The organism is Shewanella sp. 10N.286.52.C2 (genome assembly GCF_002874545.1).
Lineage (GTDB): Bacteria > Pseudomonadota > Gammaproteobacteria > Enterobacterales > Shewanellaceae > Shewanella.
On sequence record NZ_MCTV01000035.1, the window covers coordinates 34,167 to 47,126 of the forward strand.

The 12,960-nt window shown below is 41.4% G+C and carries 10 protein-coding genes; 3 read left to right on the forward strand and 7 right to left on the reverse strand.

Annotated elements, in window-relative coordinates; all coding sequences use genetic code 11:
- Positions 1-29: 29 nt before the first annotated feature.
- Positions 30-533, reverse strand: a complete 504-nt coding sequence (locus BCU94_RS12520) for an Lrp/AsnC family transcriptional regulator (protein ID WP_102476555.1) — start codon at positions 531-533, stop codon at positions 30-32.
- 135 nt (positions 534-668) lie between these two features.
- Here BCU94_RS12520 and BCU94_RS12525 point away from each other — a divergent pair, with 135 nt between their 5' ends.
- Positions 669-1,202, forward strand: a complete 534-nt coding sequence (locus tag BCU94_RS12525; protein ID WP_241905000.1) for a peptidylprolyl isomerase — start codon at positions 669-671, stop codon at positions 1,200-1,202.
- Positions 1,203-1,234: 32 nt separating this feature from the next.
- Here the strand turns inward: BCU94_RS12525 and BCU94_RS12530 are convergent, their stop codons facing one another.
- The 4 genes from BCU94_RS12530 to BCU94_RS12545 all read right to left on the reverse strand — a co-directional run bounded on the left by BCU94_RS12530 (position 1,235) and on the right by BCU94_RS12545 (position 8,611).
- Positions 1,235-2,431, reverse strand: a complete 1,197-nt coding sequence (locus tag BCU94_RS12530) for an MFS transporter (RefSeq protein ID WP_102476557.1) — start codon at positions 2,429-2,431, stop codon at positions 1,235-1,237.
- Positions 2,432-2,495: 64 nt separating this feature from the next.
- Positions 2,496-4,172 carry a hydantoinase B/oxoprolinase family protein gene (locus tag BCU94_RS12535; protein WP_102476558.1) on the reverse strand — a complete coding sequence of 559 codons (1,677 nt, stop codon included), beginning with the start codon at positions 4,170-4,172 and terminating at the stop codon, positions 2,496-2,498.
- A 37-nt stretch (positions 4,173-4,209) separates the two neighbouring features.
- The gene (locus tag BCU94_RS12540; RefSeq protein ID WP_102476559.1) at positions 4,210-6,267 is read right to left on the reverse strand and encodes a hydantoinase/oxoprolinase family protein; all 2,058 of its coding nucleotides are present in this window, start codon (positions 6,265-6,267) and stop codon (positions 4,210-4,212) included.
- Positions 6,268-6,436: 169 nt separating this feature from the next.
- Positions 6,437-8,611, reverse strand: a complete 2,175-nt coding sequence (locus BCU94_RS12545; protein ID WP_102476560.1) for a TonB-dependent receptor — start codon at positions 8,609-8,611, stop codon at positions 6,437-6,439.
- A 370-nt stretch (positions 8,612-8,981) separates the two neighbouring features.
- Between BCU94_RS12545 and BCU94_RS12550 the strand changes: the two genes are divergently transcribed.
- The gene (locus BCU94_RS12550; protein WP_102476561.1) at positions 8,982-9,446 is read left to right on the forward strand and encodes a thioesterase family protein; all 465 of its coding nucleotides are present in this window, start codon (positions 8,982-8,984) and stop codon (positions 9,444-9,446) included.
- A gap of 196 nt (positions 9,447-9,642) precedes the next feature.
- Complete coding sequence (rarD, locus tag BCU94_RS12555) at positions 9,643-10,539, forward strand: EamA family transporter RarD (RefSeq protein WP_102476562.1); 897 nt, start codon at positions 9,643-9,645, stop codon at positions 10,537-10,539.
- Positions 10,540-10,553: 14 nt separating this feature from the next.
- Here rarD and BCU94_RS12560 read toward each other — a convergent pair whose 3' ends face one another.
- A complete protein-coding gene (locus BCU94_RS12560; protein ID WP_102440198.1) occupies positions 10,554-11,078 on the reverse strand; it encodes a PH domain-containing protein in 525 nt (174 codons plus the stop codon).
- Positions 11,079-11,296: 218 nt separating this feature from the next.
- Positions 11,297-12,622 carry an amino-acid N-acetyltransferase gene (gene argA, locus BCU94_RS12565; RefSeq protein ID WP_102476563.1) on the reverse strand — a complete coding sequence of 442 codons (1,326 nt, stop codon included), beginning with the start codon at positions 12,620-12,622 and terminating at the stop codon, positions 11,297-11,299.
- Positions 12,623-12,960 lie beyond the last annotated feature (338 nt).

The window sequence follows — 12,960 nt, forward strand, 5'->3', positions numbered from 1 at the left end:
TAGCCACTAGCCACTAGCCAATGAAATCATTATTCTTCTTGTGCTTTCCACTCTAAAGTCTCTAAAGGATAGCCACCAAACCATTTTGCAGTATCCAGTACAAAATGGCTGGTGATTTTTTCAATACCCAAGTCTTCTTGCATCATGTCATTACAAACGCGATTAAAATCTTCAACCGTAGAGCACATCATAAAAGCAATGTAATCAATGCTGCCATTTACCTTCATACAATCGACGACTTCGGTATATTTTTTGATGCCTTTTTCAAATACTCCACAATGTTGGTATGTATTACTTTTCAATACAAAATGCGCATAAGCCTTCACGTTAACACATAACTTGTCCACATTCGTCACCATGGTATAGCCAATAATGAAGCCAGCGTCTTCAAGGGCTTTTACGCGTTGCAAACAGGCACTTGGCGACAAACCAATAATTTCCGATAAATCATTATTACTAATCCGAGCATTGTTTTGTAATTCTGACAAAATACGACGATTCATTCTGTCTAACTTAATATGTTTTTTTACCATTTTTGCCCCATATGAAAATAAATGCTCAAGCGACTTTAAAATCAACAGATTATTGTGTTTGACCCCTCAAAAACTAAATAATATATCCTGAATATACCGCATAATAAAAATTAAAATCACAAATGAAATTGGAATATGATGAATCATCACCCCAGTGTTTTGCTTCGAACACAATTAGGCAATATTACGATCAAGTTATTTATGCAAGAAGCGCCAATTACTGTGACTAACTTTTTAGAATATGTCGATAGCCAGCTATTTAATGACAGTAGTATTTTTAGAATTGTAACCAACGACAATGCAGAGCAAGCTGAAGATGCTAATGCAAAAATCAATGTCATTCAGGCAGGGTTGCCCCCGGAACATTCAAGCTTATTAGCCGGGATCCCTCATGAAACCACTAAAGACACCGGCCTTTCACACATAGATGGGACGGTTTCAATGGCCCGATTTGAGCCAGGAACTGCTGATGGTAGTTTCTTTTTCTGTATCAATGATCAACCTGAACTTAATTATGGTGGTAAACGTTATGATGATGGATTGGGGTTTGCAGCCTTCGGACGTATTACTCAAGGTAGAGACATACTTGAATTAATTTATCAGAAAGCTGAAAACCAAGAATACTTAGAAAATGAAATATCGATATTATCGATTAGCCGTTGTGAATGATGGATGCATCAGCCAAATTAGTCATTTTTGAATCAACACTGATTGTTTTGGCTTTCAGCATAACTTACGGCTAGTTGAATTTTTAAACGGGCTAAAGGCAATACTAATATAAAAGATAGCGCAAATAATATCGTCCCCATAATGACCACATCACGATAACCTGTGCCTTCTACCAAGGTTGAAGCCAAAATAGGGCCTAAGATATAACCCACACCTACCACCGTCTGCGCGGCGCTGATATATTTCCCAGAATGGTCCACATCAGAAATAATCGCAAATAACCGCGCACCAGCAATACTCCAAAAGAAACTAAATATGCATAAAGAGACGAGATAGCGTGTTTCATTTAAGCCCTTATCGAGTACCAATAACGATAACGCCATCACGAGCAACGACACAAATAATAGCCCCGTATGCTTACCAAACTCACCCGTAAAGGCAAAAAATAACGCACCAACCAGACCAGCAACCATCGCAATGGCAAGCGCTTGAGAAACATAAGATAGCGCCAAATCAGCACTGGTGCCCATCAAAGACATATAAGTCCACACCCCACCTATACTCATATAGAAAAAGAGTATCCCTAATAGGGCTAAATTTAATTGCTTGGTTGGCTGTTTCTCTCCCGTTTTTTCAACACCTTGTTTCACTTTATAGTCATCACTTTTACGCGGTAACAGTTTAATCACCAAAAGCGGAATTAAGTAAAATAATCCCATGGCGATAAACACCCCTGACAACGATAAGCGATCAAATATAATCGGCACGAGAGCAAGTCCAATCGCCTGAACCACAACGATGGCAGCGGTATAAAACCCAAACCAACGATTTGGATTGCTCGTCATACCAATTGCACTTATCCCCACAGCAACAATCAATCCTTCGCCCAAGCCGGTAATAGACCTTATCAAGCAAAGTACCAGAAAATTTTCAGTGAACACTGAAAGAAAATTTCCCGCAACCGCAATAACTACACCAACAAGTAACACCTGTCTAAAGTTTACTTTTTTGATAAATATCGAAAAAATAAATGTGGCGAGTGCTAACCCCACAGCATCAGTCGATGCTAACCAGCCAATTTGTTGGTCCGTCAACGATAACTTGATCCCAACGACTTCCAAATACACGGGTAAAAACAATAACACAAGGTAGCCAACAGGTGCAGTTGCGAGTCCACTCAGTCCATATTTCAAATCTGGATCACTGGTATTAAAGAGCTTATGCAGCATTAATTATTCCCATCTATTCTAAAAAAGTCAGATATGTCATCTATTCAACTTAGCGGTAATGAGGCTATTTAAAATTATAAATAACCTGCGCATCTTGCTCGGTTATAAAACCATTTTTAATATCATTTAACACATCCGCTTTAGGCCTTTTACTTGGATTGCCCCAACCACCACCATTGCCGGTCACTAACCGCAGAAGATCGCCTTTTTTCAACTTATATCGACTGGTTCGACTAAATCGTGCTTTTAGATTGTCCTGATCATCGAACACTTCGACATAGTTACATGAGCCATCATGACCTTCATCAATCCCCCAAGGCGCGGTGATTCCACGACCAAAAAAACTTGAAATATCAGTATTATCGGAAAGGATTCGATAATCGAGAATAACACCATTACCGCCTCTGTATTCACCTGCACCAGACGAATCATTGTTAAAGGCATATTGTTCCACTAATACACCATATCGCGCTTCTGTGATTTCGACAGGAATATTACTGGTTTCGCCATTACCCACACAAAACTGACCAGACTCGCCATCTTTACCAACGGCAGCGCCCCAGCCACCCACTAAAGGCTCAACTAACAGGTAAGGCTCACCCGTTTCAGGCAGTTCACCGGATAAATTCATGGTACAAACGGAACCAAATTGTCCTGCGGTAACAATGCCAGGTAACACATCGGCTAACGCTTTACGCGTCACATCTGCTGCACATACCATGGCTTCAAAATAGGAAGATACCGGTGCTGGGCGCTCTGCAGTCAACAAGGTGCCTGGTGGGCAAATAACCTCTAAACGGCGAAAACAACCATCGGTTGCAGGCGCATCAGGCTGAACAATGCCCATGAAGACTTCTCTCGCCGCAGAAATTAATACTCCCATCGTACAATTAATAGGCCCGGGAGCTTGTTTAGATGACCCGGTAAAATCAAGGGTGAATAATGTGTCCGTGATGGTCACTTTGACCTTTACCGCAAAAGGCCCATTGCCCATACCATCTTCATCAATGACGTCTTCAGCCTCAAATACACCTTTCGGTAGTGACTTGAATTTCTCTAACACCATGACATCACCATGCTCGAGTAGCTTATCAATGGCTGTTAATGTCACTTGTTTACTGTATTTTTCCATCACAGCAACAAAGCGTTGTTCACCCACTTTTAATGACGCTGAACATGCTTGTAAGTCACCTAATGTCATATCAGGTAAACGAACGTTAACTTCAATTAAATCCAGCAAGGCTTGGTTAGGCACGCCTCGTTCAAACACTTTAATCCCAGGAAACTGCAAGCCCTCTTGGTAGATTTCAGTGGCATCAGCACTATAACTACCAGGATCTTTACCACCAATTTCGGTCCAATGCGCTTTATTAGCAGTCCATGCAACCAGTTCATTTTCAAAAAATATGGGACGGATCATACAAACATCAGATAAATGTGTCCCTCCACCCGCATAGGGATCGTTTAAGATAAAAACGTCTTCGGGGTAAATATTCTCACGATCAAATTTAGCGATGATATTTTGGACGCCAGCATCTAATGTACCGATAAATCCAGGGATGCCGTTGCCTTGAGAAATGAGTCGTCCCTGAGCATCGGTAACGCCGATGCCATAATCTAACGATTCATAAATGATCGGACTTTTACTACTACGTTTTAATGCTAAAAACATTTCTTCGCCAATAGCCACTAGCGCATTTTTTATTATTTCTATGGTAAATATATCGACTTGTTTATTCATAGTTTACTACTCAACTTAATACTTTTACTGCAACCAATTAATCACGAAGATAAATATGAAGTCCGCCAAAATCATCCACTTCAACCCTGTTACTCGGTAATATAACCGTCGTTGTGGTGCTTTCTTCAATGATAGCGGGGCCTTTAAATTTCATACCAGGCTGTAATTTTTCGCGGTCATAAATAGCCGCCTCTTGCTGAGTATTATTATCAAAATCAACCACTCGCATTCCAATCAAAGCAACATCAGCATTCGTAGATGAACCTATTGGTAACTTTTCAAGTTTAGCTTTGTCTAGTATGCCAAAAGCAACTAAGTGAATATTCACAACTTCAATCGCTGAGTCATTGAGTCTAAACGTATATTCCTGCTGATGAGTTCGGTGAAAACGCTCTGACAATTCATTAATAAAATCAGCATCTTCAAGTTCAGTACTGGGTACATGAATTTTAACGGTATGCTCTTGCCCACTATAGCGGGCATCCACATACCGTTCATGCTTCACTTTATCCTTGCTCAAACCATCATTTTCATAATCTAGATTGGCTTTTGAAGTCACTTCTTTAAATGCATTAATCACTTCACATTTACTGTGACGATTAAGACTGAATCTATGGGTTTGAATATAATCTCTACGCAAGTCAATCATCAGCATCCCCCAAGCAGAAAACACGCCTGCAAAGGGAGGAATGATGACTTTGCGTGCATTCAATTCTTTGGCTAAAGCGGTTGCGTGCAAGGCGCCACCACCACCAAAGGCCATCAGTGAAAAGTCGCGAGGGTCGTAACCACGATTAACCGAGATTAACTTAAGCGCATTGACCATATTAGAGTTAGCAATATTTAATACGCCATGAGCAACATCCATGGCTGTGACATCAAGCTGTTGCGCTAATGCTGTAAAAGACGCTTCCACTGCGGCAATATCGGGCTGTATTGCTCCACCAGCAAAATTGTCACGATTGATTCTACCGGTAATTAAATTTGCATCCGTTGTTGTTGGTGCACTTCCCCCACGGCCATAAGCGACCGGACCCGGCGTAGAACCCGCACTTTGCGGACCGACATGCAAACTATTAGCGGCATCAATCCAAGCAATACTGCCGCCGCCATTGCCAATTTCAACAATATCAATCACGGGAGTTTTGATAGGGTAACCGGCTTTTTTAGCTGTTTTTTCTAAAACATATTCTGTGGTGATACGTGTTTGACCATCGTGAATAAGTGAACATTTTGCTGTCGTGCCACCAATATCGAGGGCCATAATGTTGCCATCACCAATCACTTCACCGTAGGCTGCCGCCCCTAATATGCCGCCAACAGGACCAGATTCAACCAGTGTTATTGGATTATCACGAGCTGATTGTAATGTGGCTATTCCGCCATTAGATTGCATGATAAAAGGATCAGTTTTCAAACCATTGGCACGTAATTTACTTTGCAGTTTATCCAAATACTGCTGAGCGGGAGGCAACACATAGGCTGATAACACTGTGGTGCTGGTTCTTTCGTATTCTCGCCACTCACTTGATATTTCATGTGACGCAATAACGTTAACGTCAGGCCACAATAGCTTTAATGCCTGCACTGTTTTAATTTCATGAACAGGATTTAAATAAGCATGTAAAAAACACACCCCTACAGCTTCAACTTGCTGAGATTTAAAATAATCCACCAAGTGCTGTAAATTATCTAAATTTATCGGCTTGACAACATTGCCTTTATAATCGAGACGCTCTTCAACTTCTAAACGTAAATGACGCTCAACAAACGGGTTGGGTTTTTGATATGTGTTGTTAAAAATATCGGGAGTATTACCGCGTGCAATCTCTAACACATCACGAAAGCCTTTGGTGGTGATAAGCCCTGTTTTAACCCCTTTTCGCTCGGTAATCGCATTGATAACAACGGTGGAACCGTGAGCGAAAAAATCGACCTCTGACAACTCAATTTCAGCTTTAATCGCAGCATTAACCACACCTTGCTCAAAATTTGGGGCGGTCGTATCACTTTTAACGGCTTTCACATTACCTTCATCAATATAAACAAGATCGGTGAACGTTCCACCGACATCTGTTGCCACTCTTACCGTCATAATTTGCACCTTTTACTCACAAAAGTTAATTGCAATTTAGGGCAATTAACCCTCTCTAGCCCGTCATAATATTATTGACTGAGCTAGCTATATTAAATGTTAACTAGCCATAATCGATGGTAAGTAATACTTGCCACCAGCCAGCGATTATCGCTAGCGATGTCTCGTTCTAGAAGTTATAACGCGCCTGCACCCCGACTTGTCTAGGTTGATTGCGCATACGAATTAAAGGGTTGAATAGGAATACCGTTTCGGGAGAAGCCTCGTCGGTTAAGTTGGAGGCAAATAATGACACTGACCACTGCTGGTTTTCTATGGCTATATTGGCATTTACAAAGGTATGAGCATCGGACTCGCCAGTATCATCATTGAAAATATCGAATGAACGTGGGCCTAAGGTGTTGAAGGCAAGTCGCGCTTTAAATACAAAGTCGCTAAAGGCTTCTTTTGAGTAATCAATTGAACCATTTAAATTAAAATCTGATACATACGGCATAGTGCCGCCTTCAGTTTCAGCTAAATCTCGACCAGACAGAATATCAATGCCTGTATTTTTGGTAATTTCATTATCGATTAAGCCAAGACCAAAATTAATACTGATATCATCAGTCACTGATGCAGACATTTCGAGCTCAAAACCATCGATAGCGACTTCATCAATGTTTAAATTTTCCAGCGTGAACGTCGTTGGGTTTAAGCGAGTAAATTGTGCATCTTGCTGTTCAATATGAAAGACTGACATATTTAACCACAGCGCACCGTCTAGCCAAGTGGTTTTAAGCCCTAACTCAACAGTATCGGAAATTTCTTGCTCATACTTTCGAATAACAGCAGGGGAGTACTCATTAAAACCACCCGATCGAAACCCTTTCGAATAGGTGCTATAAAGCAGGTGTTCTGCTGTCATTTGCCAAGCGATTGAAGCTTTGGGTTGCAACTGACTAAAAGTATCATTCACTTTCGATGCGCTTGGATCTCTTTCATCATAAGCATCACGCTCTTCAGAGTCATAACGCAGTGCCAGTGTGAGCTCTAAATCATCTTTAATGTCGTAGTTTGTCTGCCCAAACACCGCATAAGCACTGCTTTCTTGTACTGTTTTTTCACCAATAAAGACTAAACTTGGATCTGCTGCAATGTTGGCTAATACATCCTGATAAGTTACACGTTCAGTCGGCGTGATATCCCATACTTGATCATAAGATACGCTTCTATTTTTTGCTTCATAGTAAGCACCAACAGACCAACGTAAACTGTCATCATTTGGCGAAGTAAAGCGCGCTTCAGCGCTGCTAGCATCTTCTTCTATTGGATTTATTTGGGTGATGGGGAAATAGAAATTATCTTCACTAGCCTCTTGATGAGTAAAGTCGCCATCAGAGAAAAACATAATATCTGAGTCATTTGCAGCAGCAATAAGGGTCAAATCACCATAATCAGTCCCTTGTTCTAACTTAGCAGAAACAGACCACAGTGTTGATTCATCAAGACCAACCGCATTGGCATCAGGCTTTACTGAGAAGTCTTCTAATTCTTCTTTAGTAATAAAGGCCATATAATTACTACCCTGAGTTTTCTCAGAATAGCTACCGTTTAAAGTCAACGCCGTATCGTCACTCAAATAAAACTTAAGCATACCTTGAGTACCGAAAGCACCGTCGACATAATCGACGGTTTCATTAAGGTAATTATTGTCGATTAATCCATCAAAATCTTGATAGTTTGCAGAAAGCCTATAGTAGGCTTTATCTTCTATCATAGGGCCGCTTATTGCAGCGTTAACCTTTTTATCACTGCCTTCTGCAATTGAGGCTTGTACGCTACCTTCAAGCTCATCCGTTGCTTGCTTGGTGACAATATTAATGGCACCACCAATGGCATTTTTACCATACAAAGCACCTTGCGGACCTCTTAATACTTCGATTCGCTCTATGTCGTGCAAGCCTTGATTAATAAATTCTAAATTAGGCACCGTTATGCCATCGACGACATAAGCGATAGGTGCTTCACCAACTTGTGGCGTTATGAGTCCACGCACTGTGACAAAGTTAAGGCCCGAGCGAAAATTACTCGATACGTTTAAGTTTGGTGTCAGTGCGGAAAAATCTTTAATAGTCGTGATACGGGCAGCTTTAATATCTTCATCACTAAATACAGTTACTGAATCGGGGATTTGTTGCAATGTTTCTGTGCGTCCACGAGCGGAAACAACAATTTTTTCAATATTATCGAGATTGCTATTTTCTTTGCTTGCTTCTTCTGCATGCAAAACTGTACTTCCTGATAAGGCGAAAATTACTGCTACAGCAATTTTCTTAGGAAGAAAGTGATTACTTAATGACATTTGGCTACCCTCTAAATTTTGTGTGAGCACTTGGGTCAATTGTCACGTTAATCAATTGTTACACCACTCAAGTGCGCCGTTACATCTCTTTAACAGTTTCAATGTTACGCAATAGAGAAAAAAACTTTGATACAAATAACGTGTAAAAACGCAGTATCTTTCGTATTTACATTCCAAAACTGCATATTTAGCAGTAACCACGGTAATCTGATGATCCATTGATTCTATACATTCGCTAGTGCATTAGTGTGAATGTTAAACCGCTGATAAAATTGGAAAAGCAAGGTTCACTAATAATGCAGCATTGATTTTATCCCGCGAAACACGTTAGATTAAATACTCTACAATAATTATATCCATAAGGCTGCTGATGACTACGGATGTCCAACTGCAAGCATTGAAGCAAGTTGCTGAAATATTTGACCAACATGTGCCATTTCATAATTTATTAGGCTTAGAGATTAAGCGCTATGATGAGAGTGGTGTTGAAGTGATGATTAAAATGAAGCCTGAGCTCATCGGCAATATTCATCAAAATATTTTACACGGCGGGGTTACTGCAACCTTGCTCGATGTGGTTGGCGGACTGACCTGTTTTGCCGGCTTAGTCTCAAGCAGAGATGACTGGACCTTGGAGCAATTACAGCAGCGCCTTACCACATTAGGCACCATTGATATGCGCGTTGATTTTCTACGCCCTGGACGTGGAGAAATATTTACTGGCACTGGTTGCGTCATTCGTTCAGGCAATCGGGTGTCAGTCTGTCGCATGGAATTACATAACGAACAAGGTACCCATATAGCCTTCGGTACTGGGACCTATATGGTGGGTTAACCCAGCAAAGCCAAAAAACTAAACATTCAATATAAACAGACGCTTAAAATTAGTCATTTGGCTGATATATAGCAACTGTAATAATGCTTGGGCTAATGGCTTAATCTTGATTAAAAAATGATTGAGCGATTAGCTTGAGAGATCGTCAAAGGCAACCTACAATCGCCCTCTCTTTGTCAGTTGTTTGTGGAAATTCATGCAAGATATTGAAACACGTAAAGGCATTATCCTCGCCATTTGTGCTTATTGCTTATGGGGCATAGCACCACTGTATTTTAAATTACTGGCTGATGTGTCAGCCTTCGAAATCTTGGCTCACCGCGTGGTGTGGTCCTTTATCTTTATCATCATTTTAATGCAGTTTATTGGCGGATTTTCACGCCTAACACTGTTATTGAAAAAGCCAAAACAATTACTGGTGTTGGCGCTGACCTCGGTACTGATTGCACTTAATTGGCTGATTTTCATTTGGGCGATCAACAACGGCCACATGCTCGATGCCAGTTTAGGTTATTTCATTAATCCACTATTTAACGTATTGCTTGGAATGGTATTTTTATCTGAGCGGCTACGAAAATTACAGTGGTTTGCGGTGGCGCTTGCCTGTATCGGGGTGCTCATCCAGCTCATCTCCTTTGGCTCTATCCCATTGGTGTCTTTAGCGCTGGCAGCATCATTTGGTTTTTATGGTTTATTACGTAAAAAAGTCAACATTGATGCTAAAGCGGGTTTATTGGTTGAAACCGCTATTTTACTGCCTGTGGCATTAGCTTATTTAGCCCTAACGCTTGATACCGCATCGGCAAATATGCTCACTAACGATATTGGAATGAACTTAACCTTAGTGGCCGCAGGTATTGTTACCACCATTCCACTATTGTGCTTTGCAGGGGCAGCCATTCGTATCCCATTATCCATGCTAGGTTTTTTCCAGTATATTGGCCCAAGTATCATGTTCATGTTGGCAATATTTTTATTCAAAGAGCCTTTTGATATTGAAAAAGGGGTCACATTTGGCTTTATTTGGAGTGCATTAGTGTTGTTTACCGCTGATATGGCGCTGCAGCGCCGTCGCCGTTTAAAGCAAAGCTAATAGCTATCGCCTTTTCAATGCTTCATTGCCGCAATGGCTTTCATTGCGGCCTCGTTATCCTCTAGGGTTACTAGCATTACATAGCCTCTAGTGGTTGGCAGTAGCAAGGCATCGTCCCTTGTGAGTGACACCAGCGCCTTATCGCCGTTTTTAAGGGTAAACCATCCTAGTGAGTATCCGGCAATGCCTATGCCGTTTGTACGCCACTGTGGCGTTAATTCTAATTCAGTTGTTAAGTCCACTACTCTCACTTGCTGCCAAAGTAATTCATCCGTGTTGAAATCCTGACTGTAAAGGGGGATCGATAACGTCAAAGGCTTATTGTCAGGCTTTAGCGTCAACTGGCTATTATTGGTTTGATACAGGGTCCATGAGAACAGCATAAACAGGAATAAAATAATCCCGTAGCTAACATACAACGCAGTGCTCGGTAATTTCTTTACCCAAATCAGCGCCGTTAGCCCTACTAACCCAACCAGCACCCCGACAAAATTGAACATGCCGTGACTGCTTAATCCTGCTAATGCTATTTCAGTCATTTTTCCTACTTAGTGATGTGTTTTTATAAGGATACATCTTTATTCATTTTTCAATATTATCATAATCTTCATAACATGCTGACCGGCATAGTTTTATCACCCCAAATCTTGCCTAAAAATCAGTAACCATGATGAGTTAACATCTGAAATACACAAAAATGCCACCGTAAAGTAACCTCCACGGTGGCATTGCTATAACGGCACAATCGCAATACAGCTTACAAGTCCAACGCCAGAACTTTTGAATTGCGTTGGAAGTTATACAGCTTCTTTTTTGCGTTAGGCAGCTGTTCAACATCAACAATATTAAAGCCGAACTCCAAGAACCAATGAATACTGCGGGTGGTTAAGGCAAACAGTTTCGAATAACCTCGAACCCGTGCTTGGCCAATAATATTGTTCAGCAACACACTGCCTCTGTCAGCATCACGATAGTCTTGATGCACCACTAAACAGGCAAACTCACCGGCATTGTCTTCTTCAAAGGGATATAACGCCGCGCAGCCAATGACTAAGCTATCGCGCTCAATCAACATAAACTGCTCAATTTCCATTTCCAGCTGCTCACGGGAGCGGCGCACTAGCACCCCTTGCTCCTCTAATGGGCGAATAAGGTCTAATACTCCACCGATATCGCCAATGGTGGCGCGTCTTAAGCGCTCAGCGCTTTCAGTAACAATTTGGGTACCAATACCTTCACGGGAGAACAACTCTTGTAGCAAAGTGCCATCTTCAAGGTAGCTCACCAAGTGACAACGTGGAATGCCATTACGACAAGCATCAATACTGGCCTTTAAAAATGCCATGGTGCCCACACAGGATTTACCCGCCGTTTGCATTTCATCCAAGATGGACTGCGCGCCGTTTGGCATCAGCTCAGCAATCACCTCGCCGTCTTTGCCCAAAATGCCGTGGGTATTACTAAAACCAATAATTTTGTCGGCTTTAAGCTTTATAGCCACTTTGGTGGCCACTTCTTCGGCGGTTAAGTTAAAACATTCGCCAGTGACAGAAACCGCAATAGGCCCCATCAATACAATACAATTTTTTTCCAGCTGGCGTTCAATACCTTGAGTATCAATACGGCGCACTTTGCCCGTTAGGCAAAAATCCACCCCGTCATCGACTCCCAAAGGCTGAGCAATAACAAAGTTGCCACTGACAAGGTTGATTTGTGCATTTTGCATTGGGGTGTTGCCAAGGCTCATTGACAGCCTTGCTGTAATATCAAATTGCACTGAGCCTGCAACTTGTTTAATCACTTTTAATGAGCCTTCATCAGTAATGCGCACGCCGTTGTGATAACTCGGTTCAATACCCGCACTGTGCATGGCGCTATCAATTTGCGGCCTTGCACCGTAGACCAACACCACTTTAATCCCTAAGGAGTGCAACAAGGCGACATCGTTTAAGATGCCTCTAAATTGATTATGCAGCAGGGCTTCGCCGCCAAGCATGACAACAAAGGTTTTTCCGCGATGAACATTAACGTATGGCGCTGAATGGCGGAAACCATCAACCAGCTCTGTGGTTCTTAAAGGCACATTAACCCCTAAACAAATAATCAATCAGAACAGTCAGTGACAAAACCACCAACAAATATAATTACGCAATAATATTGCATTTAAATTCACTTTAAAAGCATTTTATCGCATTAGTAATAGTTTTAGGCCATAAATAGTGCCTATAAAGCAGTAAATAAGCTCACATAACCGCCAAATAGTTCAAATGGCGTTTATGCATAAGGCGGCAATATAGCGTCAATAAGTGAATAATGAAGACAAAATAAGCGTAACGACCTCTATCACTGTAAGGCGTTGTTTATAAAGCAAGAGAAAAGCATAACTGATTGAAATTGATAACGCGGAGATCTGGATTACAT

Excerpts from the sequence above, each read along its gene's own strand:
- rarD (WP_102476562.1), top strand. The coding sequence starts at position 9,643 with ATGCAAGATATTGAAACACGTAAAGGCATTATCCTCGCCATTTGTGCT.
- BCU94_RS12525 (WP_241905000.1), top strand. The coding sequence starts at position 669 with ATGATGAATCATCACCCCAGTGTTTTGCTTCGAACACAATTAGGCAAT.
- BCU94_RS12530 (WP_102476557.1), bottom strand. The coding sequence starts at position 2,431 with ATGCTGCATAAGCTCTTTAATACCAGTGATCCAGATTTGAAATATGGA.
- BCU94_RS12535 (WP_102476558.1), bottom strand. The coding sequence starts at position 4,172 with ATGAATAAACAAGTCGATATATTTACCATAGAAATAATAAAAAATGCG.
- BCU94_RS12520 (WP_102476555.1), bottom strand. The coding sequence starts at position 533 with ATGGTAAAAAAACATATTAAGTTAGACAGAATGAATCGTCGTATTTTG.
- BCU94_RS12545 (WP_102476560.1), bottom strand. The coding sequence starts at position 8,611 with ATGTCATTAAGTAATCACTTTCTTCCTAAGAAAATTGCTGTAGCAGTA.
- BCU94_RS12540 (WP_102476559.1), bottom strand. The coding sequence starts at position 6,267 with ATGACGGTAAGAGTGGCAACAGATGTCGGTGGAACGTTCACCGATCTT.
- BCU94_RS12560 (WP_102440198.1), bottom strand. The coding sequence starts at position 11,078 with ATGACTGAAATAGCATTAGCAGGATTAAGCAGTCACGGCATGTTCAAT.
- BCU94_RS12550 (WP_102476561.1), top strand. The coding sequence starts at position 8,982 with ATGACTACGGATGTCCAACTGCAAGCATTGAAGCAAGTTGCTGAAATA.